This window comes from Kitasatospora sp. NPDC058046 (assembly GCF_042885595.1).
Taxonomy (GTDB): Bacteria; Actinomycetota; Actinomycetes; order Streptomycetales; family Streptomycetaceae; genus Kitasatospora.
Genome location: NZ_JBHVRS010000029.1, coordinates 72,217 through 96,373, shown reverse-complemented (window position 1 = coordinate 96,373; position 24,157 = coordinate 72,217). Strand labels below are relative to the sequence as shown.

Genomic DNA, 24,157 nt, shown 5'->3' with positions numbered 1-24,157 from the left:
GTCGTGGGGGCTCAGTGGACGGGGAACACACAGCGCAGGATCTCCAGGGATCCGCCCCGGACCACGACGGCCCGGGCGGAGAAGATGTCGCTCCCGGAATCGGCCGGGATGCGGAAGGGGACGGTGTGGTGGGTGCGGCCGGGGGGCAGGTCGTACCAGGCCTCCGGCAGCGGCAGGGGCCTGGACTTGTCGCGGACTTGGAGCAGCAGCGGGACGCCGGTGACGGCGCCGACCGTGGAGTAGCGCAGCTCGAAGACTGCTTCGATGCCCTTGCGGACCGCGGGGAACCCGGTGGTCGAGAGGACCGGCAGGGGTTCGTTCCGGCCGGGCACTGCTGTGAGCAGGACGTTTCCGCGCGGGCCACAGCCCGCGCATTCGAGGACGGCCCGGGTGGCGGTCGTCCCCGCCGCGGCGTCGGGAAAGCGCAGCGGCCGTACGAGCACCTGTCCGCGGCAGCGGTCGCAGGTGGTATCCGAAGGGGTTTGCGGCGTCGGGTCCGCGAACATCGCGAGTGCCCGGGTGAGCCGGTCCCCGACATCGCCGCCGGGCCCGGCTGCCAGCAGGCCGGTTTCGTCCAACGCGGTGCGGCAGGCGTCCTGCCAGGCCGTGGTGGCGGCCACGAGCCGCTGGTGCACGGTCGGCGGGAACGTCCCGGTGAGCTGCTGGTGTGCCACGGCGGTCCAGGTCCGCTGTTCCAGCGTGTACCGCACGGACTCCAGTCGGCGCAGCACCTTGTCGCCCCCGCCCGGGGCGACGGAGCGGCAGACGATCCGCAGCGCGGTCGTCAGCCGACGGCCGTCGGCCGACCGGGCCAGCAACTCGCGTTCGGGTAGCGGCTGGGGCCGGGGCGGTGCAGCGGCCTTCCGCCTCCCCGAGGGGCCGGCCGCCCGGCGCCGACTCGCCGCGGGCGCCCGCCACATCGGGTCGCCGAGCAGCACGTAGAAGCCCTCGCGACCGGCAGCCAGCCGTTCGCGGTTGAGCTCCCGCACCACGTCGCCGAGCGGCGCTCCGCTGAGGACCATCCGCCCGGCGTGCTCCGCCTCCCCCGGGGCGAACCCGGTCTGACGGGTCGTACCGATCACAGCCTGCGCCGCGCCGGCGGTCCAGGCCGCTACCGCGATGCTGTTGTCGCTCGGGTAGAGCTGTGCGCCGAGCGCGAGGCTGTTGCAGGAGAGCAACAGCAGGACCCGGCATCGCAGGTCGCGGGCACGCCGGACGTCGGCCAGGGCGCCCTGCTTCTTGCACCGGTCGGCGGACGCGCTGCAACCTCCCTCGACGGGGCGTCCGTCGAGGGTCTCGTGCTCGCCCGCGACGCCGCAGAGGACCACGCCGTCCATGTTGATGTGCATGCCGTCCCCGTGTCCGAAGACGGACAGCAGCGTCCAGCTGCGGCCGAGCGCGGCAAGCGTCTCGGCGGGCTGGAGGCCGGGGCTGTCATTGTCCGAGCGACCGGCGTGGAGCCAGTGGCCGTCGGTGGCGGACGGCGGCGCGGTGGGCCGGTCGAGGTCGCTCGGCAGCAGGCCGAAGGCACGTCCTGCCCGGACTCCGGCTCGTGCGAGTCGCTCCAGCGTGTCGAAGTCGAACCGTGCCGCCGGGGCACTGACGACGAGCGGTCCGGTCGGAGAGCCGGGGCCGGTCAGCGTGGCTTCGGCGCCTTCGGATCCGGGACCGAGAGCCACGACGCGTGTGCCGGTTCGAGGAGCCGCGGGGGTGGTCACGTGATGCCCCCTTCGGGGTGGTCGGCGTATGGGTGCGCTGCCCGGCCGGTCAGACGGTCGGCCAGGGCGAGGGCGAGGGCGACCGCGGTCAGGCCGCCGTTGTGGGATCCGGCGGAGGGGAACAGCGCGAGTCCGGTGACGTACAGGTTGTCGACCCCGTGCACCCGGCCGGAGGGATCGGTCACGCCGGACTCGGCGGAGTCCGACATCCAGAGCGTTCCGGCCGAGTGGACGCAGCCCTCCCAGCGCCGTCCGCCGTGGGACCAGCCCGCGCGGGCCGGCATCGCCGTGTCCCAGCCCGTTTGGCCGGGCGTCCCGCCGTAGCCAGTTCCCGGGCGGGCGAGCACCGCGGCGACGGTTTCGAGCGCGTCGTCCATGGCCTCCCACATGGGGTCGTCCATGAGGTCCGGCCGGGTGGACACCTCGGCGACGGGGGTTCCGTTCGTGTCGCGTACGGATCGTGAGAGGGTGATTCGCTGGGCCTCGTCGTCACGGGCGGGGCCGATCTCGCCGACTGCGGTCAGGTGTACCGCCAGATGCCGTTCGTCCGCCCCCGCGAACAGTCCCGGTCCGGACAACCCGGGTACCCGTCGGCGCAGTACGGCGGCCCGGTCGCCCGGGATCGGGCCGTGGGCCAGTCGGACCTGCACCTGCAGGTGCCGGTCGGCGCCGTGCCCGGGCAGCAGGAGGGTGCCCCACTCGAATGCGGGCCGTGGTGAGGGGGCCGGGACGCGCATGATGAGGGTGGACTGTAGGTGCCCGATCAGGTTGCGGCCGGCCAAGGGGTGGTTCGGCAGCGCCAGGAGTACCTGCCTGGTGGCCTCGACGGTGTTGGTGGCGAGCACCACGGCCGTCCCCGCGCCGAGCGGGATCTCTCCGTGCGTCGTCCGCAGCGTACGCACCCGTGATCCGGTGAGTCCGAGACCGGTCAGTCGGCACTCGGTGCGCAGGTCGAGGCGCGGGTCGGGGCCCGAGGCGTGTCTTGTCAGTGCGGTGCTCAGTAGCGGTACGGGGCTGAAAGCGTGCCCCTCGGCGGCCGTCGCGATCGGGGTGGCACAGTCGTCGGGACCGGGAGGCGTCGACGGATCGGTGAACGGCAGGCGTCCGGCGGCGCGGGCGATGCGCAGGGCATCGGCCACCGGGTCGACGAGCGGTCCGCGGGAGTGGGCACCGGTGACGCCCATGAGGCGTTCGGCACGGGCCAGCATCGTGGGGGACAGCGCCGCCGAGCGGACCGCGGACGGCCACCCCGCGAGCTCGCTCGGCCGGGGTCGTGGGCTGACCGCCGTCCAGGCCAGGGAGCCGCCGCCGACCGCCTCGATGATGCCCGACGGGGCGATCCCGGTCCGGCGGGTGAAATGCTCGCGGTAGAGGCGGTTGTGGAACTCGTGGCCGTGGCCGGCGGTCTGACCATGGTCGGGAGCGGCCCACGGCCCGCTCTCCAGGACCAGGACGCGCAAGGATGGCTCCCGGTCGAGCAGTTGGGAGGCGAGCACACAGCCGGTGAGGCCGGCTCCGACGACGACCACATCCGGTTCGCAACGGCTGCTCACAGTGTCGCGCCCTGAGGCTTCGGGGCGTGGTACGGCTCCAGCGGACGTGCGGAGAACTCGGTCAGGCCGGTCACGAGCAGGTCGGCGTCCCGGTAGGCCCGCCAGTCGGCCCGTTCCGGCGAGCCGGTGGCGGCGGCGATCAGCGTGCGCATGAGGTGCCGTTCGATTGCCGTGTCCACCGGGAAGTAGCCCATGGAACGGTCCGACGCCTCGAAGTAGAGGTAGTCGCCGTAGTCCTCGTACAGCCTCGGGATGGTCCTGTAGTCGTCGACGGGGATGTGCTTGAACCGGCGGTGCAGGTCGCCGGTCACGTCGACGTCGGCCGGGACGAAGTGCAGGTGGAAGTGGTGGCACAGCCGGTGCTCGGGACCGTCGCTGAGGCAGTGCCCGGCGCGTCCGTGCTCGTAGCTGATGACCCGGCCATAGCGTTCCTCCAACTGCGCTCGCACGCTCCGGCGAAGGGCGTCGAGTTCCTCGTACCAGGCTTCGGGCACCTCTCCGGCGCATCCGAGGTGTCTGTCGCTGTGCAGGATCAGGTGCCCGGGTACCAGCGGAGCGGCGTCCAGGCAGACCCGGAAGCGTTTCGAGGTGGCGACGATCAGCCGGGGATCCGGGTCGCAGAAGACGCAGCCCCGACGGAACTGCTCAGCGATTTCGGCGTACTGCTGTGGGGTGAGCATCGTGGGATCGGGCCCTTCGCGCAGAGGTCGTGGGTCTGAGGGGGCAAGGAGGCGGGCTGTCACACCGGAAGTCGGGCGGCGATCGCGGCTGCGACCGCATCGATCTCGGCATCGGCCCGCACGGGCCGCAGAACTCCGTCCGCGCGGTAGTGGCCGGTCAGGTCGTCTGGGACCCGTCCGAATTCCGTCAGCCGGTGCTCGATGACGGCCGCGGTGTCGTCGGGTCGGCCCTGTCCGCGTGTCATGAGACGACGGAGCAGGGTATCCGGGCTGGCCTCGAACAGTAGTGCGAGGTCGGCCCGCCGGCCCGCGTCCGCCAGGATCCCGTCCAGCTGCCGGGCCTGCCGCGCGGTCTTGGGGAAGCCGTCGATCACCACCGGGCGGCCGGTGCACTCGCGCAGCCCCTCCTCGACGAGTGCGGCGACCACGGTGCTCGGCACCAGATCGCCACGGCGCACGTACGGCTCGGCGAGCAGGCCGAGCGGTGTCGCGTCCGCGATGTGTTGGCGGAGCAGGTCGCCGCTGGCCAGATGGCGAAAGCCCCGCGTGCGGACGAGGAGTGCCGCCTGCGTTCCCTTTCCGGCTCCGGGCGGGCCGAGCAGGATCACGGTCGGTGGGCCGGCCGGAGCCGGTGGCCGGCTCATGACGACTCCCGCGGATCGGTGAGGGGCCCGGCCGGCCGCACCACGTTCTCGATGGCCGAGAGCCTCTCCAACCGGGCGAGCCTCAGCTCGGTGAAGGTCTCCAACAGGCTGCGGCGGTCGAGCGACTCCTGCTCGGTGAAGGCCGGTCCGCCCGCCCGGTCGACCTGTACGGCGGCGGCCCCGCCGACGGCCGGCCCCCCGCCGATCCGGCTGAGCAGCTTGAACTGGAGGTAGAGGTAGATCGGGGTGGGCCCGTCCGGGGTGCCGCGGCCGACGGGGGCGGGCGAGTAGACGCCGAGGTGGTAGTCGAGGCCGGCCAGGGCGAGCCTGGTGGCGGCCAGGTCGTGGTCCCGCCGCAGGGCGGACATGTCCGCCGGTTCTGCGTCGCGCAGTGCTGCTCGGAGCACGGCGAGCAGGTCACGGGTGGCCGGCGACAGGTAGGGCAGGGCGGCCAACCTCGCGGCCACCGCGGCCGGCGGCAGGAGCGGGGACCGGTACCAGGCCCGGGCAGGGGGCTCGGCGCCGGTGAAAGCGAGATGCAGGTCGCGGTAGGTTCGCTCGGCCGTGACGTGCAGATCCTGGATCAGCCGCCGGCAGTCCGCAGTGGCCAGGTAGTCCCAACCGGGCAGTTCGAGCTTGAGGCCGAGCGGGAGCCCGAGCACGGCGTCGCGCTCCGGGTCCGGCTCCAGCGTCCGGGCACCGTGCGGGCCTTCGCCCGGGAATTGCTGCCGCAGCGCCTCGTACAGCACGGACGGGCCGAGGAAGGAGATCGGGTCGAGCATGGTTCGCTTGGTCCGAGGGTCCGCCACGTCTCCGAAACGGATGGACCGGATGCCCACGAGGTCCCGGGCCGCCCAGCAGTTGAAGTGCAGGTGGAAGCGCTTCTCGTAGAACTGGCCGTTGTCCCGGTCGACGGTGTCCCGGTCGTGGTTGAAGCCGAACGTCAGTGTGCTGCCCTCGAGTCCGTAGCGGTGGCGCACCCCGGGCTCGGTCACGAAGCGGACGAACTCCGGTACCGCGTCGAGCATGGTCGCCAGGGTGGAGTCCGCGAGTTCGTCGGGGGCGCAGCGGATGTCGTCGTTGGCGACGACGTACATGAAGTCGTACCGGGCATGCGGGAACGCCTTGTCGATGACGGCGATCCGGTCGTCGGTGCCGGTCACCGTGAACTCGGCGAGACGGCACTCCGGGGCGTAGAAGTCCTCGAAGCTGCCGGTGTTGCCGCGCGAGGCGATCGGCCGGGGCCGCCGCGGTACGAGCATGCGGGTGGCGACCGCCATCCGTTCGGCGGCCGCCGGGTAGAGGGGGGCGAAGGGATCATCAGGCATGGTGGTCCTCGCGGGGGGCGGGGCCGGCGGCGTGCAGTCGGCCTGTGACGGTGAGGGTCGGCCGGGGAGAGATGTCGAGGCGGCGGGTGTCCACGATCTCGAAGCGATCGCCGAGGGCCCCGGCGAGCTCGTCCGGCCGGTAGTAGGAGAAATGCCGGGCGACGCCGAAGGCAGCACGGTCGGCCTCCCGGGGGCCCTCCCCCTCGCCCTCGAAGAGCAGCACAAGCAGGACCGCGCCGGGGACGAGGGAGTCGGCGATCCGCTCGACGACCGCTCCCAGGTCCGCTTTGGGGACGTGCAGCAGGCTGAACGAGGCCAGGGCACCCGACCGGGGGGCGCCTGGCGGCCGCAGATCGTACAGGTCCTGCTCGCACGCCTCGATGCCACGGGCCCGACAACGGGCGACCATGGCGGGCGAGAAGTCGACGGCGAGCGGATCCAGGCCGCGGTTGCGCAGTTCCTCGCACTCGTGGCCGGGCCCGGCGCCCAGGTCGAGTACGCGCGTGCCGCCGGTGGCGCGGACCTGCTCGGCGAAGTGGTCGAGCGCCTCGGCGCGGAAGCGGTCGAAGCGCGGGTTGCGCCTGTCGCCGTAGTGGGCGGCTGCCCGGTCGTAGGCATCGCGCAGTGCGGCGCGGTCCGGGTTCACCGTGTCTCCTTCGCTTCGGCGGCAAGCTGCGCCACCGCTCCCACCACGGCGTCGATGTCCTCGGTCGTCGTGGTTCCCCCCAAACTGAGCCGCACCGTGCCGCGTTCGGCCGTGCCGAGAACGCGGTGGGCCAGCGGTGCGCAGTGCAGTCCGGAGCGGGTCATGATGCCGTGGCGCTCGTCGAGCAGGGCCGCGACCTCGCCCGGGAACAGTCCGTCGACCAGGAGCGAGAGCACGGGGACCCGAGGTAGGCCCCCGTCCGGGTGGTGGACACGGACACCGTCGAGCGCACCGAGACGCGTGGCGCAGTCGGCCGCGAGGGCGAGTTGCCGCTCGCGTTCCTGATCGAGTCCGTCCCGCAGCAGGAGACGGACGGCGGCGCCCAGACCGGCGAGGCCCACGGTGTTGGGCGTCCCGGCCTCGAACCGGGCCGGCATGGCCGCAGGGTGGCGCAGCACCTGGGAGCTGGTCCCGGTGCCCCCTTCGTAGAGCGGGGTGACCTGTGCGGAGTCCCGGACGTAGAGGCCGCCGGTACCCGGGGGGCCGTGCAGGCCCTTGTGTCCGGTGAAGGCCAGGAGGTCCAGGCCTGTCCCGGTCACGTCGACGGGCAGCAGGCCCGCGGTCTGGGAGACGTCGAGCAGCAGCAGCGCTCCGTACCGGTGGGCCAGTTCGGTCAGTTCGGCGACCGGTGCGACCAAGCCGGTGACGTTGGAAGCATGGTTGACCGCCAACAGCCGTGTCCGCGTCCGTAGCGCGGACTCGATGAGGTCGAGGTCGAAGCCGAGCGTCGGGTGGACGTCGACCACCTCGTACTCGATTCGGCCGGCCGATCGCAGGCTTTCGAGCGGCCGCAGGACCGAGTTGTGCTCCAGCGAGGTGGTCACCACCCGGTCGCCCGGGCGCAGGAGCCCCTTGATCGCGATGTTGAGGGCATGGGTCGCGTTCGTGGTGAAGGCGACATCGGCCGGATGGCGGATGCCGAACAGCTCGGCGACGGCCGACCGCGCACCGGACACGATCTCCTCGGCCTGTCGGCCGAGCCGGTGTCCTCCGCGTCCGGGGCTGGCCCCCCCGGTCGCCAGGTAGTCGCGCATTGCGGACCACACGGCGTCCGGCCTGTCGGTGGAGGTGCTGGCGTGATCGAGGTAGATCCTCCCCGGCCGCGCGCCGGTACCCGCGGTCATCGTGTGTCTCCGACGAGTCGGGCGAGCACCCGGTCGATGTCCTTGGACTCGTTGCGCCAGCTCGGACGGGCGAAGAGCCGACCGGAGGTCTCCAGAACGGTTTCGAGGGGAACGAGGCCGTTGGCCGCGGCCGTGCGGCCGGTCATGTACGCATCGATGATCACGTCAGCGAGGCCCAGCCGGGCGTAGAGCTCTGCGGCTCCGGTGACGGTGAAGAGCTCGGAGTCGGGTCGGTGCTGCTTGAGGAAGTCGGCGGCGATCCCGGGGTACTGGGTCGCGACCCGGAGGTTCGGACGCTCCCTCCAGTCGGCGGCGGACGCCGGACCGAGCAGGCAGACCCGGCACCGCTGAAAGCCGAAGTCCCAGAGCTCCTCGGCCCGGACGCCGGACTCCACGACGTAGTCCCGGCCGGTCAGGACGAGGTCCACGACACCGTGGGCGAGGAGATGGGGCAGATCGTTCGAGCGGGCATTGACCACGACGAATCCGCCGGCGTCGTGCAGGAGGCTGCGCTCCCGGGCCGGCGTCGACTCATGGCAGCCGGTCAGCAGCAGCCCTTCCTCGTACAGCCGACCGGTGTTGGGGATGCCGAGGACCACCCCCGGCTCGGGCGCGCCGCCGGCCTTCCGCGCCAACTCGGCGATCGACGGGCCCACTTCGGTGATCACGACGCTCACGTCGCCTCCTCCTCTTGGACATGGGGAACGGGTACGGCGGGGGTGACGCGCAGCAGCGGGCGCCGGTAGTCGGCTCCGGCGCTGTGGCGAAGCAGCCGTTCCAGCCAGAGGTGTCCCTGGCGGGAGTTGAGCCCGGAGGCTCTGGCGATTCGACGGACCGACAGGTAGTCCCCGCGGGGGCGAGCCCTTTCGACGAGACGCCCGAGGTCGGCCGGTATCTTTGCAACCCTCCCGGTTGCAACGGCCGCCGCTCGGTCGAGCTCCGCCTGGTACTCGGACCGGGCGCCCGCTGCGCGAAGTCGCCGGTCGGCCTCGGCGAAGGAGGTGGTGGCGGCCACCGCGGCGGCGTGTCGGCTGCGCGTCGCCACCGGGCGGAGGGGAAAGCTGTGGGCCCGCGCCGTGCCGCCGTCCACCCGGACGAGCGGGCGCCCCTCGCTCAGGTCGACAGTCCCTTGCAGTCCGCCTGCGGCGAGCAGTGTGATCAGGCTCGCCTCGCTGGGCATCCAGGAGAATTCGCGGTAGAGGGCCGCGGCCTGTTCGACGGCCAGCTCCCGGACGGACTCGGCGGGGATGTCCGTGGTGAGGGCATCGAGTTCGGCGGGCGTGAGCTCACCGTCGATGCCGAGGCCCGCGCAGGTGAGCAGGGTACGGCAGCCCAGCGGGGCGACGGCTGCCAGCAGCAGCGCGTCGGAGGCCGGACTGACGAGGCCCGGCTCGTGGCCGCGGGCGAGCGCATCGCCGCCGGTGTCGACGAGTTCCACCGTCGTGATCCCGTAGCAGCGCACGATCCGTTCCAGCTGGCTCCTCAGTCCGACGGCACCGTCGGCGAAGCTGAGGTAGATGATCGGCACCCGGAGCATGCCCGCGAGCGCGGGCAGCGGGCTGTAACCACCGGGCAGCCGGGTGTCGACTGTGATGCGTCGCCCGGCAGGAAGGCTGGACAACCCCGTGAGATCGGCCGGCCCCCGAGGTCCGGGCCTCGGGTCGAGGGCGAACCGCTCCCACACGGGTGCCGCAAGCACCGCCACCCGATTCGCGGCTCGCTCCGAGGCCGGTTCGCTCTGGTCCCGAGGGGGGCTCGCGGCAACCGCCAGAGCCGTCACCAGGTCGCCGCTGCCCCCGCAGGCCACCAGTAGTCGAGACATCGGATCAACCATTCTTCAGACACTGAACTTCCGGCATCCGGCGCAGGATCGCACCGGGCAGAGGGACGCACGCAGGGATCGGGCGGTGCGGTCCCCGGGGCCAGAACCGGGCCCACAGTCGGGTGTGCCGGTGGGGAGCCCGCTCACGGCCTCCTCTGCCACCTCGATCTCGATCTCGATCGGGGCGCTCGAGGCCATGATCACTCCACGACGGGAACCGATCTTGAGGTACTTCCGACAGGACTGTCAATATGTGACGGATGACGGGTGACATGTCACTGGATCCCGTCGGTGTCGCGGAGTTGATGAAATGTCACCCATCACATGTCACGTATTGACAAATGGTCAGATCATGATCGAAGCTCGGTCCTCGCCGAAAGGAGGTGATCATGTCCGAGAACGCCCAGATCGAGGTTGAGGTGGCGGAGGAGGAGGCTGTCGACGAGCTCCCCACCGACGCTGCTGCCGGTGGCCCGGGGCTGCATTCCTGGTAGTCCACGGCCATGTCGGCCCCGGCGCCGCCGACGCGGCGCCGGGGCCGACCCGTGTGGCGGCGCAGTCGGTGCGCGGCCGTACGCACCATCCGAATCTGTGAGGCAACAAGTGAGTCTTCCCGCTGTGCTCCGCAACAGGAGGTTCGCCTTCCTGGCCTCCGGGCAGTTCGTCAGCGCGCTCGGGGACGGCATGTTCCCCATCGCCGTCTCGGTCAAGCTGCTCGACGGCGGCCAGGCCGGATCCATCGCGGGGATCCTCGCCGCACGAGCTGTCGGAGCGCTCGCGGGAATCCTTGTGGCCGGCACCTTCGTCGACCGCTTCTCCCGCTCCCGGGTGATGTGGGTAGCCGACGTGGCGAGGGCGGCCACCGTCATCGCGCTCATCTGGGCGGTATCGACCGACAACCTGCTCGTGGCGACCATCTGTATGGGCCTCCTCGGGCTGGCGACCTCGTTCTTCACGCCGGCCTTCCGCTCGATCATCCCAAGGATCGTTTCCGCGGAGTCCCTCCAGCAGGCGAACGCGCTCAACTCGGCGATCATGCAGGGTGCGACGATCGGCGGGCCAGCGTTGGGCGGCGCGCTCCTGGTCCTCGGTTCGCCTCAGACGGTCATGTGGATCAACGCTGCCTCGTTCACGTTCAGCGTCGTGACGCTACTCTGCGTGCACGACGCCTCCGACCCCACCCCCGACCGGCGCGATTCCGTACTCACCACCGCGCTGGGCGGATTCAGGGCCGTAGGCGAGATCCGCTGGCTCCGCGTCTTCATGGTTACCGGCGTGCTCCAGATGGCGCTGACCGTTGCCCCCTGGTTCACCTTCCTGCCCATCATCTCGGCAGAGAACTACGGCAGCAACGGCCCCTATTCGGCCTGCATGACCGCGTACGCCCTCGGAGGAGTCTGCGGTGCGTTCATCGCCGGCAAGGTCACCCCCCGACTGCCCGGCGTCGCCGCCATCATCGGCCCGTGCCTCTTCTCGGGCATTTTGTTCTGCCTGGCCGCGGGAGCACCTGTCGGGATCCTGATCGCCATGCACGTGATAGCCGGGGCCGGATTGCAGTTCTCCGGAGTCTTCCAGACCACGGCCATCCACGAGCAGATCCCCGACCACCTGATGGGCCGGGTGATGTCGTTGACCATGCTGGGCGGCGCCCTCCTGACGCCGCTCTCGTACAGCCTGCTCAGTCCCTTGACCGACATGCTGGGCAGCAGGACCGTACTCATCTCCGGCGGCAGCATCTCGACGGTCGTGCTGCTACTGCCGCTTTTCCTCCCGGACGTACGGCACTTGAGCGAGGCCCGACGCACGAGGTATGACGCCATGGGCCAGCGAGCCCGCTGGCCCGCGAGCGCCCGGCAAGACGACGGAAGGCCACACGACCCTTCGGACGCACGTCGGGGCGAGGCCGTGACCCGTGATAGACAAGGTCGTCGGTGATCCTCGGGGGGCAGGACGGGGACCACATCCGTGAAGGCCGTCGCAAAAGGCGTGCCCCCCTTTCGCCGGCTGTCCGGTCGAACGCGCACCGGACCACGTCCAGGGAGGTACGAGCATGTTTCCACCACGCGCTGCCACCGGCCCGGTCCGGACCGCTCCCGACCGTGACGGCGCGCTGCGCCTGGTCGACTCGATGGTGCGGCGGGCCGCCGCGCTGCCGGGCACGGCCGATCCCGTGGAGGCCGCCGGCCGCACCCTCGCCACGATCGAGCGGGCCTTCGCGCTGTACGGGGGCCGGGCCGTACCGGACCTGCCCGCCGACCGGGTCTTCGTCGTCCCCAGCCTGATCAGCCGCCACGACCCGGCCCGGGGGGCCGAGATCCACCACCTGCTGCCCCTGCTCGACGCGCGGTACGGAGTCACCGCGAGGGCCGGCCAGCTCCTGATCGCCGCGCTGCCGCCGCTGGTGATGGCCTCCTACGGCGAGTGGGCCGGCCGCCGGGGGCTGGTGGTCCAGACCCCGGTCACCGCCGACCTGGTCACCGACCTCGCCCCGCACGAGGCCCGGGTACGGATCTCGGACACCGTCCGCGACACCGTCTCATTCGTCCGGGAACGGTTCGACGCCCGGGTGGTCGGCCTCGGTGCCACCCTGCCCGCCCTGACCCGTTTCGGCCGCGACGCGGTGCCCGCAGGCAAAAACGTTCCTGTGCTCACCACCGGCCACGGCGGCACGGTCCACCTGATCCGCAGCCAGGTCCGCGACCTCCTCGACCGGAGCGCCCCCGGCGCCCCGGTGCGGATCGGGGTGATCGGCGCGGCCGGTTCGATCGGTACCTCGATCCTGGCCGTGCTCCTCGCGGAGTTCCCCGACACCGCCTTCCTCGCCTGCGACCGGCCCACCCGCACCGGCCGCGTCCACCGCGTGGTCGAGGCGTACGGCGCCGCCGCACGCACCCGGGTGACCCCCGACGCCGGCGAGGTCCTGCGCACCTGCCGGATCACCGTCAGCGCCATCACGGAGCCCCTCGACCTGGACGCCCTCGTACCGGTCGCCGACCTGACCGGCCACGTCCTGATCGACGACAGCCAGCCCGGCTGCGTCGACCGGGAGCAGTGGCACAAGCGCGGCGGCCGCCTGCTGTGGCCCGTCGGCACCTCCGGCCCCGCCCCCGGCCCGCTCAACCGGCGCGAGGGCTACCGCTACGGCACCGGCACCGGGCTGCTGCACACCCACGACCTGTGGGGCTGCGAGGCCGAGGCCGCCGTCCTGGCCCTCTGCGACGACCCCGCCGCGGCCCTGACCGGCCCGGTCACCCCCGCCGCGGCCGCGCGTATCGGCGCCCTGTGCGACCAGGTCGGCCTCCGGGCGGCCGAACCGCAGTCCCACTCCGTCCCCTCCCCACTCGACACGCCCACCCCTGCTGAACCGGTGGTCGGCCGCCAGTCGTCCCCGTACGCCCACGACGTACGCCCGTGACCCACGTATCGAACACCCACCCGCGCCCGCCCCGTCCCCGCGAGCAGCCGTCGGCCACGAGCAGACAGCAGCGCCTCCGCGGGAACCCGGACGAACGACCGCACCGTCCCCCGACACCACACGCCAGCCCCGCCCACGTTCCCGCCCCTGCTCGCCCGTCCCCAGATAGCGGTTGAAGCCGCCTGCAAGCGTGTCAATGTGCGGTCCCTGGACGCGGCGGTCGATGTGGCCATCGGTGCCGGGCTGCCGGCGCTGAACGACGCGGGCACGGCGTCTGATCCGAGCATGATGGCCGAGCAGCGACTGGGAGCCGTCCCGTACCTGGTGCTCGCCGTGGCCCTGGTATCTGCTGACCTTGACTGAGCGACAGGCCGGGTGAAGTCCGGGTACCGGAGCGCCGGAGGAGAAGAGGAACAGGGGAGCCGGCGCGCAGAGCAGGAGCGGAGACAAGGATCCCGGCAACCTGGTGCTGCGCGCTGACGGCGTGACGGGGTGTCCGCCGCGCGGTGGCCCGGTGGCCCTGCTTCGCGGCGCCACCGATCAGGAGGGGGAGTGAGGAGGAGGGCGGCCATTCAGCGGCTCCCACTCGCCGCCGACAGCCCCGTCCACCCGTACACCCGCCCGCGGCTGCCGAGCGGACGCCGGACGGGTGCGGACGGTCCGCGCTGGACCAGGTCCTCGATCCGGGCGGCGCCGGCCGGGACGGCGGCCGGCATCCCGGCGACGGCCGGGTTCTCCTCGGCGGCCAGCCGCAGGTCCGCCACCGCCGAGCGCACCCCGGGCGGCCGCCATGCCGACCAGGACCACCAGCAGCCACGGGAAGGAGCGCCAGCGCCGCTCCCGTGCCCGGCCCCGGCGTCCGGACCCGATCGCTCCCGCAGTCGGGCGCAGGCCGGCGGCTGCGCCGCGGTTTCCTCGGTACCGACCCCGGGGCGGTGCCGTTCGACGCCGGCGCCTGGCGGATCCACTGGACCTGGGGCCCGGGCACCGGCGCCGGCCGCCCCGAGCGCGACGGCCTGGACGGTGCGGTGCTCACCGTCCAGCTCGTCGGCCCCCACCTTTGCCGCCGCCGCGCTCGCGCGGCGCCGCTGCGGCGTCCGTGCCGCGGCACGGGCCTCTGCTGGCGGACCCTTTCGAGTACCAGGTCAGCGCGAGCGGCCGAGCGGCTCGGCCGTCTCGGACCGTCGGTTCCAGGCGATGACGGCCAGCGGCACCATGAAGACGAACGGGGTCCCCGCGTTCTCGCCGTGCATCGCGGTGAGCTGGGTGACGAACGCGAACGCCAGGAAGACGATCAGTGCCGTCGCGGCCGGCCCGGCCAGTCGGCGGACCAGCAGGCCGACCGCTCCGGCCAGTTCCACCAGTCCGGTCAGGTACATGAACCAGTGGCCTGCCCCGATGGCGTCGAAGACGGTCGTGGCGGCGGGGAGCGCGAGCATCTTGGGCAGCGCGCTGGCCAGGGCGAAGAAGAGCGCGAGCAGGATCCGCAGCGTCCAGACCACCCGGACCACGGCCGTGCTGGACTTCGCGGCGGCGGCGGCGGTGGCGGTGGTCGTGGTGGCGGTGCTGGACATCTCGGGGCTCCCTGGTCGGTTGTCGTTGCTTTCTCGGGTTTGACCGCCGCTACCGCCTGAACTCATCGCTCCCGGGAGGAAAAGTCTTCCGGCGGCCCCACCTCCGGTGCCGGCGGCTCGCCGCCGACCCGCGCCACCCCGGCCCGCGTGCCCACCGCGCCCACGTGTGTGGAGGGCGGGCAGCGGGTCGTCCGCGTTCGGGGTGAGGGGGGCGTCCTGGACGGCCCGTTCGACGTGGTGCAGCAGTGCCTCCCCCCTCGGTGGCGGGTGCCCGGCAGCGCGCCGAGGCGCTGCTTGTCCGCTGGAGGAGCTGGGAACCCTCATCCCCAGGTCGCGGGGTCAGCGCGGAAGAAGCCCGCCGGTCCGGGCGCGGTTGAGGGTGGAGACGCGGTCGCGGGTGCCGAGCTTCCGGTAGATCCGCTCGATGTGCTTGTTGGCGGTGCGGGTGGTGATGCCGAGGCGTCGGCCGATCGCGGCGGCGGTGAGCGCGTCCGCGAGGAGAAGGAGGACGGCCGCCTCACGCGGCGTGAGCCCCGCGTCGGCGGACGGATCCTGTTCCTTGGTCACCTCGCCGCTGGAAGACGGGGCCTGCCGCATGGCATGCCACTGGGACAGCAGTTCCCACTGCCGGTCGACAGCGTGGAGCAGCGGCTGGATCCGGGTTCCGTAGGCGCAGTCCGAGGCGGTGAACGCACCGTCCGGGCGGAGCAGCACGTACCCGCGCACGGGGGAGTGGGTGCCCGGCAGGGGAATGCCGAAGGCGAAGCGGCGGCCGGGGGCGAACCTGCGGACATCCCGTAGATCCAGTGCTCGGCCGATCTCCTGTGCGGTGAGCGGGACGGTGCCGGGCGTCGTCGCGTAGTAGTCGGAGAAGGGGCGTCCGGTCCTGATCTGACGGCACGCCCTCTCATCGGTGAGCGCGGTGGCCGCGCCGCCGCCGGTGGCGATGGTCATGGGCCCCGCGTCCATGCGCCAGTCCCCCTCTTTGAACACGACGATCTCGGCATCGCACGCGCTCAGTAGTTCGGCCAGGACGAGCCCGTGGAGCGCGGAAGGGTCCCGCTCGTGCAAGACCGTCACGGCCAGGTCGTGCATCCGCCGGTAGAGGCGCGCGGTATGCCGGGCGTTGTCGGGCACTGTCCCTCCTGGCGTCGGCGTGCACGGCGCAGGCAGGTGGCGGTGTCAATACGCAGAACTGCCACTGGGGGGAGCCTGCCCCGGCCTGGCAGGCTTACACGAGGACGAAAAGTACGTACACAACATTCACTGAATCCGCGTGGAACACCCGTTCCTCGAAGAGGAGTCCGAGAATGAAGTCGAACACCCGTCGTCTGGGCCGAGCCACCGCGCTGGCCGCCGCCGTCGGAACCGCCGTCGTCTTCGCCGCCGGGCCGGCCTCCGCCGCCGGCGGGTACTGGAGCGGTCAGTGCGACAACGGCAGGGCGTGCATCGCCCTCGCCAAGGGCGGGGCGACCCCGGTCTGGAACCTGGACGGCTGCGGCGTACACCCGATCCACGACTACTACCGGTTGGGCCAGGCCCACGGCAACACGTTCGTCGTTCACTACGAGAACCTCCGGACGGACACCGTCTTCGCGTGGCAGACCCGGGGGCTGGACCGGGACGTCCTGGTCACGTCCGTGGACGTGCAGTGCTGAGGTAGAGGGCCGGGCGGGGTCAGCGCCAGTCGAGTCCGAGCGCAGCGAGCCGCTCCGACCGCTCACCGGTCGGCTTCGCACGCCTGCTCTCGGCGTTCGACAGGAGCGCCCCGGGCTTCACCTCCGCCGTGCCGCCGCCCTCGGGGACCGGCTCGACCTCGTGGCCGTCCGACCATCGGCCGGTGGGCTCCTCTATCTCCAATGGCCATTGTTCCTAGAATGGCCGCATGGAGCACATCGAAGCGATCGCCGCCCTGCACGACCCCGTGCGCCGCCGCCTCTACGCGTACGTGGCGGCCCAGGGGCGCGAGGTGGGCCGGAACGAGGCGGCGGAGGCCGTCGGGGTGGCGCGGACACTGGCGGCGCACCACCTGGAGAAGCTGGTCGAGGCCGGGCTGCTGGAGAGCGGCAGCCGCAGGCTCACCGGGCGGTCGGGGCCGGGGGCGGGGCGGCCGGCGAAGGTGTACACGCGGACGCGCGCCGAGCGGGTGGTCTCGCTGCCCGCGCGCGACTACCGGACGGCCGCCGAACTGCTCGCCGAGGCCGCCGAGCGGGCCGGGCTGGACGACGGGCTGCGCGCGGCCGCGCGGCGGCGGGGGGAGGCCGAGCGCGGAGCGGCCGCGTCCTGCGGTGGGCTCGACGAGGCCGTCGCGCTGCTGGCCGCCCGCGGGTACGAACCCCGCCTGGAGGAGGGGGCCATTCGCATGCGCAACTGCCCCTTCCACTCCGTCGCCGAGCGCTTCCCGCCCCTCGTCTGCGGCATGAACCTCGCCCTCCTGGAGGGACTTCTCGGTGCGGACGGCGCCCTCCAGGCCCGGATGGACGCCCGGCCCGGGGAGTGCTGCGTGGTGGTCGAGCCTTCTAAAAACAATATTGATTGACATAGAAAGAAGGCCCGTGCTGGGATGGCGCCATGACCTCCCACCACCTCGCCCAGTTCAACGTCGCCACGCTCCGCCACCCCGTCGACGACCCGCGCATCGCGCCGTTCGTCGACCTGGTCTCCCCGGTCAACGCCGCCGCCGACACCGCCCCCGGCTTCGTCTGGCGGCTCGCCGCGGACGGGAAGGACGACGCGACCGCCCTGCGCCCGGCGGGCGAGGACGTCATCGTCAACATGTCGGTGTGGGAGAGCCGGGAGGCGCTGTGGGAGTTCACCTACCGCAGCGGGCACCTGGATGCGATGCGGCGGCGGCGTGAGTGGTTCGAGCGGAACGTCGAGGCGCACCTGGTCCTGTGGTGGGTCCCGGCCGGGCACCTGCCGGACGTCGACGAGGCCCTGGAGCGACTGGCCGACCTGCGCGCGAACGGCCCCTCCCCGCGCGCCTTCACCTTCAACTCCCCCCGCACTCCGGACGGAGCCGCACCACACCCGGGCGCGTGAGCGGGCCGCTCCCGCCGACCTGGGGGCCGGTCCCGCGGGCCACTCCTCCGCCACCGCGCCGCGTACTTCGGAGCCCGCGGCGCCGGCCAGGGCGACCAGCGGCCGGGGGAGGGAGCGCCGGCGTCGCTCCCACGCCCGCCCCACACCGTCCTCGCCTGCCGGCGCCCGGAACGGGCCGGCGGCCGCGGGCGGTGACAGGACCGGCCAGGGGGAGCCCTGGTGACGGAGCATCCCCGGGAAGTCCGCCTCGGCGCCCCGGCCGTCCCTCGGCGAGGGTCATGTCGCCGACCTCGGCCATGGCGCGTACTCCTCCTGCGGCTGGTCGTTGCGGCCGCCGGTGATCACCGTGCTGGGAGCGGACCGAAGGACCGACGGGCCCCATGGGAGTTCGGCACGCCGCCAGGCCGTACGGGCCCGAGCGCGGGGGCGAGCGGTTTCCCCGTGCCCGGTGCGCCCCGGTGTGCGCTCCCAGGAATCTGGGATGGGACGGTCCCCGCGCGAATGTGAGAATTTCCTCCACGGTGTCACGTCATGCACATGACGTATCGCTGCGCATCCCTTCCACCGGAGGAGCTCCCCCATGAGTTCGCGCACCAGGCACACCAAACGCACCAGGCACGTCAACCGCACCGCCGTCACCTCGGGAATCTCCGCGCTCGTCGCGGTTGCCGGGCTTGGCCTCGGCGCGGCGCCCGCGCACGCCACCCCCTACCCGCCGACCACCCAGTGCGACCCGGCCAAGGACACCTACTGGGAGGACGTCGACAACGTCAGGGTCGAGCCGACCGTCACCGATTTCCTCGCGGTCGCGGTCGCCCCCGGCACGACGGGCACCTACACGAAGACCCTCAGCGAGGTCGCCACGGTGAGCACCACGATCAACTCCAGCGTCGAGGTGAGCGCCGAGTTCAAGGCGATCTTCGCGAGGGTGAGCGTCAAGGTCGGATTCTCGGTGTCGGACACCAAGGCCACCACCCGGACCACCACCGTCACCGACACGGTGAACTTCAACAGCCCCGGCTACTACGGCCTCTACCGCGGCACCCAGAAGGTCACCGGCGAGTGGGTGCGCTTCATCTGCGCCCGTGACGGCAACATCGGCTACTGGGTCGAACTCAACCCGGGTGGTCCGGGCACCTTCACCACCTTCAACGTCATGGAGCAGGGAACCGTCGCCTGCTCCTTCCCGGAGCCCGCAGGCACCCTTCGAGCCGCCGCCCGCGCGCGGCTCGCCTGCTGATGTCCCCGACCACCGGAGCAGCCAGGCCCGCCCCTTGCGAAAGCGAGTCCACGATGCCTCCTCGCCCGCACCGTCGGCACGCCCGTGCCCGCCGTCCGCTGAACGTCCTCGGCGCGGCGGCCGCCGCGTGCGTCCTGCTGCTCACCGCCGCCCCCGTCGCCTCGGCCGCCCCCTCCTCGGCCGGCCCCCTCGCCGCCGACCCTTCGAGCAACTACCGCTGCGACCCGGGCCTGTACCGGATCAACACGGCCGACGAAGGCCGGCCGCTGACCGTCGCCCTCTCCTCCGGGAACTACGGCACCGTCCTCCAGTACTTCTGGAACAACGAGTCGAACCAGAAGTGGCGCGTCTGCCGGAAGCAGACCTCCGACGGCCGCACGCTGGCCTACCTCCAGGACGCCATGCGGCGATGGTGCATGGCGGTCGACCACTGGGGCCAGGAGAACGGCGCCCTGATCACCACGTACGGCTGCATCGACGAGGACGTCCCCGCGAACCAGTCGTTCTGGATGGCGTATGTGCACGGCAGTACCCTGTTCGCGCTCCAGGCCCAGCACTCCGGCAAGTGGGTCGCCGCCGCGAACCACTCCGACAAGGACATCGACCAGATGGTCCAGGACGTCAAGCCGGACCTTTTCCACCTCGTGGCCGTCTGACCATCGGCCGGTGAACTCCTCGACACGGCGGGCGTCCAGCCCGCCGTGTCGGGCCCGCAGGCGGTGACCGCGCCCGGGTCGCCGGGCACGCCCGGGTCGGAGCCGGCCGCGCGCACGACCAGGAGCTCCCGGTCCGCCGGCCACTCGACCACCACGACGACGCCCGCCACCCCACCCTCCGCCGCAGCGGGGCGTCCGCACCCGGGAACGCCCACCGGGGGAGGAGGACCGCGTCCCGCGGCTTGCCGGACCGGTCCCCGCCGCCCGCCCGGGCAGCGCGCTGTGCCGGGTGACAGACTGTCACCCATGAGTGATCATTCCGGCCGTCCGGCCCGGCGCCCGCTGTGGCAGCCGTTCTCCGAGCCCGCCACCGACCAGGCCGTCCCGCAGGCCGGCCGGCCCCGGCCGCTCGCGATCGAGCGGGCCCCGTTCCTGGAGCCCGCCGACGGCAGCGGCATCCCCGCGCGGCAACCGGCGCCCGCCCGCCGCGGGCTCGGCCACGCCGCCCTCCCCGACACGGCGGCCGACGACCGCACCTGACCCACCGCCGAAGGGCGGTGCGATGCCCGAATCCGGTGCCGACGGCGGCCACGGCTCCGTGGGCCTGGGCGCCCTGTTCATCGAGGACGCCGCCCACCGCTTCCGCGACGCGGGCTGCCGCCTGATGCCCGGAGCCTTCGAACTGCCGTCCGGGAGGGCGTGGACGGCGGCTGCCGCTTCCCGGTCGCCGGGTCCTCGCTCGTCAGCTGCGGGGTGATCGGGTCGCAGGCCTCTCCGGGGTGGTGGGCGTCGGTGACGAGGGCGGTGTGGATCCGGCCGGCGTCGAGCAGGTGCTCGCGCCCGTGCCGCACCGCTGTCCCCTCCGCCGGGCGCAGGCGCGGTCGGTTGCAGGACCTCCGGGACGGTGGCGGTGACGGCGGAGCCGGCCGCGGTGAGGTGCCAGGCCTTCGCCCGGCCGGCGGCCGGCACCAGCGGGCGGCGAGCAGTTGCTCGGCGGTGCTGCCGCGCCGGCCCGCCGGGCCAGGCGATCCGGGCCGTGACCGCCGAAACCCGGCCGGCCTCCAGGCCCCGCCCCGCTACCGGCTGGACGCCCGTGCCGCCCGGCGCCACAAGGGGTGCCGGGCGGGCCGGTTCAGCGCAGCACCTCCAGCTCCGGCCAGTTGTTGCCGGGCCGGTCGAGGAAGCCGGTGGGCCGCCCCGTCAGGTACCGCGCGAAGAAGGCGGCGACGGCGGTGCGCTGGGCGGCCAGGGAGCGCCGGGGGTCGACGGTGCCGATGAGTCCGGCCGCGTCGGGGACCGGGAGGCGGTGGACGAGCTGGGGCAGGAGGACCTGGAGGTCGGTGTACGAGCCGTGGGCGGCGTTGCGCAGCCGCAGGGCATGCCGGGGGCCGGTGGACGCCGCCCAGCACGAGGCCCAGCTCGGTTCGGTGCGCAGGGTCTTCGTGCCGGAGGCCATCAGCAGGAAGGGCTTGGCGAGGCCGCTGTCGGCGACGGGGCCGAGGAGGGCGCCGTCGAGGTCGGCGGCCGCGCGGACGCGGGGCTCGTCGTGGGCGAGCCGGGCGGCGACGGAGCCGCCGAGGGACTGCCCGAGCACGCCGGTCCTGGCCGGGTCGGCGGCTTCGGCGAGCCCGTCCGGGAGCGGGTCGGTGCCGGTGTCGGTGCCGGTGTCGGGGCGGTCCCCGCGGGCGAGGCGGTCGAGTGCGCCGAGGACGAAACGGGCGTCGGCGAGGCGGGCCCGGGAGTGCCCGGCGAGGAGGGCGGCGACGACCTCCGGGGTGAGGTCGTCGGGGAGCGGGAGGGCGCGTTCGACACGGCCGCCGGGGAACTCGACCTGTTCGGCCTCGTACGTGGAGTCGAGGGCGACGACGAGGTGGCCGCGGCTCGCCAACTCCTCGACCAGGGTGGTGCCGAGGGCGCGCGAGCCGCCGTCGCCGGGGGAGAAGAGCACCACGGGCAGCCGGCCGGCGCGGCGGGCGACGGGCGCCCCGGTGCGGGCGTGGGTCCTGAGCCCCCGCCAGTCGGCGGCGCCGGCGGGGACACCGAGGGCCGGTGCGGAGTGCGCGTCCCAGTCGGCCGCCGCGGCCGGGGGCAGCCAGGGGGCCGTCGGGTGCCCGGCGCCGGGTTCCGCCGGGTACCAGAGGCCGGCCATGAGCTCCCGGTAGGGCTTGGCGGGGAGGAGGGGGTCGGGGCGGCTGTCGTCGACCAGGTGCAGCGCGACGGTGCCGACGGGCCAGGGCCCGGTGGGCGCGGGCAGGCACAGCGGGACGGGGGCGGCGGGGCCGTGTCCCCCGGCCGGGGCGGCGGCCACGGTGGCGAGCGCGGCGACGCCGAGCGTGCCGAGCAGGGCGCGGCGGGTCGGGGGCATGGTCGGGGGCATGGCGCGTACTCCTCGGGCGGCGCGGCTGCGGGGTCGTCACCAGGGTTCCGCCACCGGGGGGTGCGGGGCGCCCTGCCGGGGGACGATCCCGCCGGTGGGCGCGGGTCGCCCCGGCGCGCGTTCGCTCCTCCGCGCGGAGGAGCCCCCGGTGTCCCGGGGTCTACCCCGGTGTCCGCCGGCGGGCGGACGCCTTCGCGGGCGCGAGGGCCCTACCGTGGGGCTCCGGCGAGGACGCCGGACGACGCGGACGCGAGGACGGACACGATGACCGAGACCGGCGCGGTACGGACGGGCCCGCCGGGAGCCCTCGCCCGGCTGCCGGGGCGGGTGCCGCCCCTGGTGGCGGACGCCGCGCTCGCGGCGGCCCTGTTCCTGGTGACACTCGGGCCGGGGCGGGTGGCGGACGGTACGGGCTTCGCGCTGCAGACCGCCCTGGTGCTGCCGTTGGTGTGGCGGCGGCGGGCGCCCCGGGCCGCGTTCGGGGCGATCGCCGCCGCGGCGCTCGCGCAGTGGCTGCTGGGTGTTCAGCTGCCCGCCGACGCGGCGTTGCTGGTCGCCCTCGGGACGGTGACCGCGCGGGCGCCGTACCGGTCGGCGTGGGCGGCGGCTCTGGTGGCGGTGGCCGGGGCGGTGCTGGCGGCGGCGCGCTGGGCGCCCGAGGGCCGGTTCCCCGCCTCGGCCGCCGCGATGACGGCGGCGGTCGCCGCGAGCGCGCTGCTCGGGGCGAACGCCCGGATCCGGCGGGCCGCGCGGGCGGAGCGGCTGGCGCGGCTGGAACTGGACCGCGACGAGCGGGAGCGCCGGGCGGTGGAGGAGGAACGCGCCCGGATCGCGCGGGAGTTGCACGACAGCGTGACGCACGGCCTGTCAGTGGTGGTGGCGCTGGCGGACGCGCTCGGGCACGCGAGGCCGGCCGACGCCTGCGCCGTGACGGCCCGGATCGCGCAGACCGGGCGGCAGGCGCTGACCGACATGCGGCGGGCGCTGGGCCTGCTCCAGGACGCCGGTCCCGACGCCGGCCCCCACACGGGGCCCGGGGACGACCGGCGGTCGCCGCCGGGGATCGGGCAGCTCAGGGCGTTGTGCGAGCAGATGGAGGCGGCGGGCCTCGTGACCCGGCTGCGGGTGGACGGCGAGGCCGCCCGGGTGCCGGCCGCGGCGCAGCTGACGGTGCACCGGCTCGTCCAGGAGTCGCTGACCAACGCGCTGCGCCACGCGCCGCAGGGGTCGCGCGCCGAGGTGCGGGTGTCCTGCGCGCCGGGGGCGGTCACGGTCGAGGTGACCGACGACGGGCGGGCCGCAGGGACCGGGCGGCCGGGATCCGCCGGGTCCGGGCGGGGTCTGACGGGGATGCGGGAGCGCGCCGCGGCCTTCGGCGGGGTGCTGGAGGCGGGCCCGCGGCCGGGCGGCGGCTGGCGGGTCTTCGTACGGCTGGATCCCGGGGGCGCGCCGTGAGCGTCCGGGTGCTGCTGGTGGACGACGAGGAGCTGCTGCGGCTGGCGTTCGGCATGATCCTGCGCGCCGAGCCGGACATGGAGCCGGTCGGGGAGGCGGCCGACGGGGCGTCGGCGGTGGAGCTGGCGCGGCGGCTGCGGCCGGACGTGGTGCTGATGGACGTGCGGATGCCGGGCACCGACGGCATCGGGGCGACCCGGCGGCTGCTGCGCGAGGTGCCCGGGACGCGGGTGCTGGTGCTCACGACCTTCGACCTGGAGGCGTACGCCGTCGAGGCGCTGCGCGCCGGGGCCGCCGGCTTCCTGCTGAAGAACAGCCGGCCGGAGGAGCTGCTGGGGGCGATCCGCGACGTGGCCCGGGGGGACGCCGTGGTCTCCCCTCGGGTGACCCGGCTGCTGCTGGACCGCTTCGCCCACCGGCTCCCCGCCGCCGGGGACAGCGGCGGCGGGGGAGACGCTGAGCGGCTGCGCGTGCTGACCGCGCGCGAGCGGGAGGTCCTGCTGGGGGCCGCCCGCGGCCTGACCAACACGGAACTCGCCGCCGCCCTCGGCCTCGCGGAGCCCACGGTGAAGAAGCACCTCGGCCGGGTCATGGCCAAGCTGGGCCTGCGGGACCGGGTGCAGGCGGTGATCCTCGCGTACGAGTGCGGACTGGTCGGGCCGAGGTAGGCGCGGGCCGGGGTTCCCGCTTCGGGGCGCCGAGCGCTGGACCACGGGCCCGGGGCGGTTGGCCCGGCCGGCGGCCACGGTGGCGTCCATCGTGGCGGCCGAGACGGACAGCTCGCGCTCCAGAGCGCCGAGCACCGGGCCTCCTTGCCTGCCGC

Annotated in this window: 25 protein-coding genes; 11 read left to right on the top strand and 14 right to left on the bottom strand. The window is 73.6% G+C overall.

What is annotated here, in order from left to right; genetic code table 11:
* Positions 1 to 11: 11 nt before the first annotated feature.
* From ACFVU7_RS39195 to ACFVU7_RS39155, 9 genes are read right to left on the bottom strand one after another with little or no spacing between them, the layout of a single operon-like run.
* Positions 12 to 1,718, bottom strand: coding sequence for a hypothetical protein (locus ACFVU7_RS39195; protein WP_388050857.1), 1,707 nt, complete (start codon positions 1,716 to 1,718; stop codon positions 12 to 14).
* Positions 1,715 to 3,271: a GMC oxidoreductase gene (locus ACFVU7_RS39190; protein ID WP_388050854.1), complete on the bottom strand. Its 1,557-nt coding sequence runs from the start codon at positions 3,269 to 3,271 to the stop codon at positions 1,715 to 1,717. The genes ACFVU7_RS39195 and ACFVU7_RS39190 overlap by 4 nt, the downstream gene beginning before the upstream one ends.
* Positions 3,268 to 3,951 carry a hypothetical protein gene (locus ACFVU7_RS39185; protein WP_388050851.1) on the bottom strand — a complete coding sequence of 228 codons (684 nt, stop codon included), beginning with the start codon at positions 3,949 to 3,951 and terminating at the stop codon, positions 3,268 to 3,270. Before ACFVU7_RS39185 ends, ACFVU7_RS39190 begins: the two co-directional genes overlap by 4 nt.
* 59 nt (positions 3,952 to 4,010) lie before the next feature.
* A complete protein-coding gene (locus ACFVU7_RS39180) occupies positions 4,011 to 4,559 on the bottom strand; it encodes a nucleoside monophosphate kinase (RefSeq protein WP_388050848.1) in 549 nt (182 codons plus the stop codon).
* Positions 4,560 to 4,591: 32 nt separating this feature from the next.
* Positions 4,592 to 5,923 carry a hypothetical protein gene (locus tag ACFVU7_RS39175; protein WP_388050846.1) on the bottom strand — a complete coding sequence of 444 codons (1,332 nt, stop codon included), beginning with the start codon at positions 5,921 to 5,923 and terminating at the stop codon, positions 4,592 to 4,594.
* Positions 5,916 to 6,569 carry a class I SAM-dependent DNA methyltransferase gene (locus ACFVU7_RS39170; RefSeq protein ID WP_388050844.1) on the bottom strand — a complete coding sequence of 218 codons (654 nt, stop codon included), beginning with the start codon at positions 6,567 to 6,569 and terminating at the stop codon, positions 5,916 to 5,918. The genes ACFVU7_RS39175 and ACFVU7_RS39170 overlap by 8 nt, the downstream gene beginning before the upstream one ends.
* Positions 6,566 to 7,753: an aminotransferase class V-fold PLP-dependent enzyme gene (locus ACFVU7_RS39165; protein WP_388050841.1), complete on the bottom strand. Its 1,188-nt coding sequence runs from the start codon at positions 7,751 to 7,753 to the stop codon at positions 6,566 to 6,568. Before ACFVU7_RS39165 ends, ACFVU7_RS39170 begins: the two co-directional genes overlap by 4 nt.
* Positions 7,750 to 8,430, bottom strand: coding sequence for an ATP phosphoribosyltransferase (gene hisG, locus ACFVU7_RS39160; RefSeq protein ID WP_388050838.1), 681 nt, complete (start codon positions 8,428 to 8,430; stop codon positions 7,750 to 7,752). The genes ACFVU7_RS39165 and hisG overlap by 4 nt, the downstream gene beginning before the upstream one ends.
* Positions 8,427 to 9,575, bottom strand: coding sequence for a DUF1152 domain-containing protein (locus ACFVU7_RS39155; RefSeq protein ID WP_388050835.1), 1,149 nt, complete (start codon positions 9,573 to 9,575; stop codon positions 8,427 to 8,429). The genes hisG and ACFVU7_RS39155 overlap by 4 nt, the downstream gene beginning before the upstream one ends.
* Before the next feature lie 618 nt (positions 9,576 to 10,193).
* Between ACFVU7_RS39155 and ACFVU7_RS39150 the strand changes: the two genes are divergently transcribed.
* The 3 genes from ACFVU7_RS39150 to ACFVU7_RS39140 all read left to right on the top strand — a co-directional run bounded on the left by ACFVU7_RS39150 (position 10,194) and on the right by ACFVU7_RS39140 (position 13,353).
* Complete coding sequence (locus ACFVU7_RS39150; protein WP_388050833.1) at positions 10,194 to 11,510, top strand: MFS transporter; 1,317 nt, start codon at positions 10,194 to 10,196, stop codon at positions 11,508 to 11,510.
* 115 nt (positions 11,511 to 11,625) lie between these two features.
* Positions 11,626 to 12,990, top strand: coding sequence for a hypothetical protein (locus ACFVU7_RS39145; RefSeq protein WP_388050830.1), 1,365 nt, complete (start codon positions 11,626 to 11,628; stop codon positions 12,988 to 12,990).
* A gap of 198 nt (positions 12,991 to 13,188) precedes the next feature.
* Positions 13,189 to 13,353: a hypothetical protein gene (locus tag ACFVU7_RS39140; RefSeq protein ID WP_388050827.1), complete on the top strand. Its 165-nt coding sequence runs from the start codon at positions 13,189 to 13,191 to the stop codon at positions 13,351 to 13,353.
* A 209-nt stretch (positions 13,354 to 13,562) separates the two neighbouring features.
* Here ACFVU7_RS39140 and ACFVU7_RS39135 read toward each other — a convergent pair whose 3' ends face one another.
* The 3 genes from ACFVU7_RS39135 to ACFVU7_RS39125 form a co-directional block, all read right to left on the bottom strand.
* Positions 13,563 to 13,754, bottom strand: a complete 192-nt coding sequence (locus ACFVU7_RS39135; RefSeq protein WP_388050825.1) for a hypothetical protein — start codon at positions 13,752 to 13,754, stop codon at positions 13,563 to 13,565.
* 381 nt (positions 13,755 to 14,135) lie between these two features.
* Positions 14,136 to 14,564 carry a DoxX family protein gene (locus ACFVU7_RS39130; RefSeq protein ID WP_388050822.1) on the bottom strand — a complete coding sequence of 143 codons (429 nt, stop codon included), beginning with the start codon at positions 14,562 to 14,564 and terminating at the stop codon, positions 14,136 to 14,138.
* Between the two features lie 339 nt (positions 14,565 to 14,903).
* Entirely contained in the window at positions 14,904 to 15,701 is a 798-nt protein-coding gene (locus tag ACFVU7_RS39125; protein ID WP_388050819.1) for a LuxR C-terminal-related transcriptional regulator, read from the bottom strand.
* Positions 15,702 to 15,874: 173 nt separating this feature from the next.
* Between ACFVU7_RS39125 and ACFVU7_RS39120 the strand changes: the two genes are divergently transcribed.
* Complete coding sequence (locus tag ACFVU7_RS39120) at positions 15,875 to 16,222, top strand: hypothetical protein (RefSeq protein WP_380660056.1); 348 nt, start codon at positions 15,875 to 15,877, stop codon at positions 16,220 to 16,222.
* Positions 16,223 to 16,241: 19 nt separating this feature from the next.
* On the opposite strand, the gene ACFVU7_RS39115 is transcribed toward ACFVU7_RS39120, so the two are convergent.
* Entirely contained in the window at positions 16,242 to 16,424 is a 183-nt protein-coding gene (locus ACFVU7_RS39115; RefSeq protein ID WP_388050816.1) for a hypothetical protein, read from the bottom strand.
* A gap of 25 nt (positions 16,425 to 16,449) precedes the next feature.
* On the opposite strand from ACFVU7_RS39115, the gene ACFVU7_RS39110 reads away from it, so the two are divergent.
* The 5 genes from ACFVU7_RS39110 (at position 16,450) to ACFVU7_RS39090 (ending at position 20,042) form a co-directional block, all read left to right on the top strand.
* Complete coding sequence (locus ACFVU7_RS39110; protein ID WP_388050814.1) at positions 16,450 to 17,103, top strand: helix-turn-helix transcriptional regulator; 654 nt, start codon at positions 16,450 to 16,452, stop codon at positions 17,101 to 17,103.
* A 32-nt stretch (positions 17,104 to 17,135) separates the two neighbouring features.
* Positions 17,136 to 17,606: a DUF3291 domain-containing protein gene (locus ACFVU7_RS39105; RefSeq protein ID WP_388050812.1), complete on the top strand. Its 471-nt coding sequence runs from the start codon at positions 17,136 to 17,138 to the stop codon at positions 17,604 to 17,606.
* Between the two features lie 580 nt (positions 17,607 to 18,186).
* Positions 18,187 to 18,846, top strand: coding sequence for a hypothetical protein (locus tag ACFVU7_RS39100; protein ID WP_074006094.1), 660 nt, complete (start codon positions 18,187 to 18,189; stop codon positions 18,844 to 18,846).
* 53 nt (positions 18,847 to 18,899) lie between these two features.
* Positions 18,900 to 19,502: an RICIN domain-containing protein gene (locus tag ACFVU7_RS39095; RefSeq protein WP_388050809.1), complete on the top strand. Its 603-nt coding sequence runs from the start codon at positions 18,900 to 18,902 to the stop codon at positions 19,500 to 19,502.
* Between the two features lie 306 nt (positions 19,503 to 19,808).
* Positions 19,809 to 20,042: a hypothetical protein gene (locus ACFVU7_RS39090; protein WP_388050806.1), complete on the top strand. Its 234-nt coding sequence runs from the start codon at positions 19,809 to 19,811 to the stop codon at positions 20,040 to 20,042.
* Between the two features lie 592 nt (positions 20,043 to 20,634).
* Here ACFVU7_RS39090 and ACFVU7_RS39085 read toward each other — a convergent pair.
* Positions 20,635 to 21,879: an alpha/beta hydrolase family protein gene (locus ACFVU7_RS39085; RefSeq protein ID WP_388050804.1), complete on the bottom strand. Its 1,245-nt coding sequence runs from the start codon at positions 21,877 to 21,879 to the stop codon at positions 20,635 to 20,637.
* Positions 21,880 to 22,143: 264 nt separating this feature from the next.
* On the opposite strand from ACFVU7_RS39085, the gene ACFVU7_RS39080 reads away from it, so the two are divergent.
* Positions 22,144 to 23,334: a sensor histidine kinase gene (locus ACFVU7_RS39080; protein WP_388050801.1), complete on the top strand. Its 1,191-nt coding sequence runs from the start codon at positions 22,144 to 22,146 to the stop codon at positions 23,332 to 23,334.
* Positions 23,331 to 24,002: a response regulator gene (locus tag ACFVU7_RS39075; protein ID WP_388050798.1), complete on the top strand. Its 672-nt coding sequence runs from the start codon at positions 23,331 to 23,333 to the stop codon at positions 24,000 to 24,002. The genes ACFVU7_RS39080 and ACFVU7_RS39075 overlap by 4 nt, the downstream gene beginning before the upstream one ends.
* Positions 24,003 to 24,157: the final 155 nt, after the last annotated feature.

Coding starts and splice junctions, on each gene's coding strand:
- ACFVU7_RS39185 (WP_388050851.1), bottom strand. CDS start 3,951: ATGCTCACCCCACAGCAGTACGCCGAAATCGCTGAGCAGTTCCGTCGG.
- ACFVU7_RS39175 (WP_388050846.1), bottom strand. CDS start 5,923: ATGCCTGATGATCCCTTCGCCCCCCTCTACCCGGCGGCCGCCGAACGG.
- ACFVU7_RS39165 (WP_388050841.1), bottom strand. CDS start 7,753: ATGACCGCGGGTACCGGCGCGCGGCCGGGGAGGATCTACCTCGATCAC.
- ACFVU7_RS39155 (WP_388050835.1), bottom strand. CDS start 9,575: ATGTCTCGACTACTGGTGGCCTGCGGGGGCAGCGGCGACCTGGTGACG.
- ACFVU7_RS39145 (WP_388050830.1), top strand. CDS start 11,626: ATGTTTCCACCACGCGCTGCCACCGGCCCGGTCCGGACCGCTCCCGAC.
- ACFVU7_RS39130 (WP_388050822.1), bottom strand. CDS start 14,564: ATGTCCAGCACCGCCACCACGACCACCGCCACCGCCGCCGCCGCCGCG.
- ACFVU7_RS39120 (WP_380660056.1), top strand. CDS start 15,875: ATGAAGTCGAACACCCGTCGTCTGGGCCGAGCCACCGCGCTGGCCGCC.
- ACFVU7_RS39110 (WP_388050814.1), top strand. CDS start 16,450: ATGGAGCACATCGAAGCGATCGCCGCCCTGCACGACCCCGTGCGCCGC.
- ACFVU7_RS39105 (WP_388050812.1), top strand. CDS start 17,136: ATGACCTCCCACCACCTCGCCCAGTTCAACGTCGCCACGCTCCGCCAC.
- ACFVU7_RS39100 (WP_074006094.1), top strand. CDS start 18,187: ATGAGTTCGCGCACCAGGCACACCAAACGCACCAGGCACGTCAACCGC.
- ACFVU7_RS39095 (WP_388050809.1), top strand. CDS start 18,900: ATGCCTCCTCGCCCGCACCGTCGGCACGCCCGTGCCCGCCGTCCGCTG.
- ACFVU7_RS39090 (WP_388050806.1), top strand. CDS start 19,809: ATGAGTGATCATTCCGGCCGTCCGGCCCGGCGCCCGCTGTGGCAGCCG.
- ACFVU7_RS39085 (WP_388050804.1), bottom strand. CDS start 21,879: ATGCCCCCGACCATGCCCCCGACCCGCCGCGCCCTGCTCGGCACGCTC.
- ACFVU7_RS39080 (WP_388050801.1), top strand. CDS start 22,144: ATGACCGAGACCGGCGCGGTACGGACGGGCCCGCCGGGAGCCCTCGCC.